This is a genomic window from Kocuria sp. CPCC 205260 (assembly GCF_040981045.1).
Lineage (GTDB): Bacteria > Actinomycetota > Actinomycetes > Actinomycetales > Micrococcaceae > Kocuria > Kocuria palustris.
Genome location: NZ_JAVKPT010000084.1, coordinates 1 through 543 on the forward strand (window position 1 = coordinate 1; position 543 = coordinate 543).

General features: G+C 70.2%; 1 pseudogene. It reads right to left on the bottom strand.

The window, feature by feature from the left end:
* A pseudogene (locus tag RF645_RS13305) lies at positions 1 to 435 on the bottom strand (hypothetical protein); the annotation flags it as partial.
* Positions 436 to 543: the final 108 nt, after the last annotated feature.

Consider the following 543-nt stretch of genomic DNA (forward strand, 5'->3'; position numbering starts at 1 on the left):
GCGGTTGGAGGCTAACCGGTTCTGGTAGTTTTCCTTGTGGAGACTGGCCAGGATCCGTTCGGCCTGCTTCATGTACCGGCCCCGGGTGATCTCTACCGCCCACCCGAGATCACGCAGCACCCGCCGTGCCCGGCGCACGGTGTCCACGCTGCAGTGCAGCGTCTTAGCCACGGTGGCGTGAGACGTGCGCACGTTGCGCCCGGTGGTGGTGTCGGCAGTCTTGGCATCCTCGGTGGCCACGGCCTGCACACGGGCCGCGCACGTGCGGTGCGTGCGCAGCGCCTGTGCACCGAGTTCGGTGGTCAGATCCTGGGCCACGGCCTGGATCCACTGGTCACGGGACCACCAGCACGGCACCCGCGCCTCCGCGCCCTCCGCCGGGTCCGGGGTCCAGGACTTGCCCGTGCGCGCACGGGGAGTGTGGGCCTCGGTCACCGGGAACCGCTGGGCGCTGCGGCACATGCTCCGACGACGGGCGGGGGTTGCGGGGGTTTGTGCCCCCACCAACCCCCGTGCCTCCAATGGGGATAATGGGGTTAGCGG